At 67.1% G+C, this 535-nt stretch carries 1 pseudogene; it reads left to right on the top strand.

Annotated features, from left to right (window positions below):
* Window positions 1-275, top strand: a pseudogene (locus tag ABD345_RS40145) (hypothetical protein); the annotation flags it as partial.
* Between the last annotated feature and the right edge of the window lie 260 nt (window positions 276-535).

The following is a 535-nucleotide window of genomic DNA, read 5'->3' on the forward strand; positions in this document are numbered from 1 at the left end:
GTGTCGCCCTGGAGCACTTCTCCGATGCCTCGCTGACCCCGGCGTTCAACATCAGCAGCACGCATCCCGTGATCTCCGTTCCGTCCGGATGGGCGCACAACAACGTGCCGACCGGCGTACAGGTCGTTGCGGCCCGGTACGCCGACGTCACGGCGTTCCGCGTCGCATCGGCGATCGAGCAGACCGTCGGCGCAGGTTTCATCACGCGCACCCCGCAGGATGAAAACCTTCGCTCCACCGCGGCCGGCTCTACTCCCCTTCGAGCTCGGTCTTGACGCTTCTCAGATGGCCGCACAGCGCGGCGTCGAACCCGGCCGTCGTCGTGCCGACGGTTCGTGCAGCACCTCCGCGCGACCGGACGCCTGCACTGCCGCACGGCGCAGGACGTCGAAAACCTTCACTCAGGCACATCCGGCGCATGGGCAACTACCGCTACAACGGGTCGGGCCTCGAGGACCGCTCGCAACTGAACGCCGCGACGCTGATCTTCCACGAACTGATCCCGGGCCACCACTCCACATCGCCCCTGCGGTAC

Origin of the sequence: Kitasatospora saccharophila (assembly GCF_039529925.1) — a bacterium.
GTDB lineage: Bacteria > Actinomycetota > Actinomycetes > Streptomycetales > Streptomycetaceae > Kitasatospora > Kitasatospora saccharophila.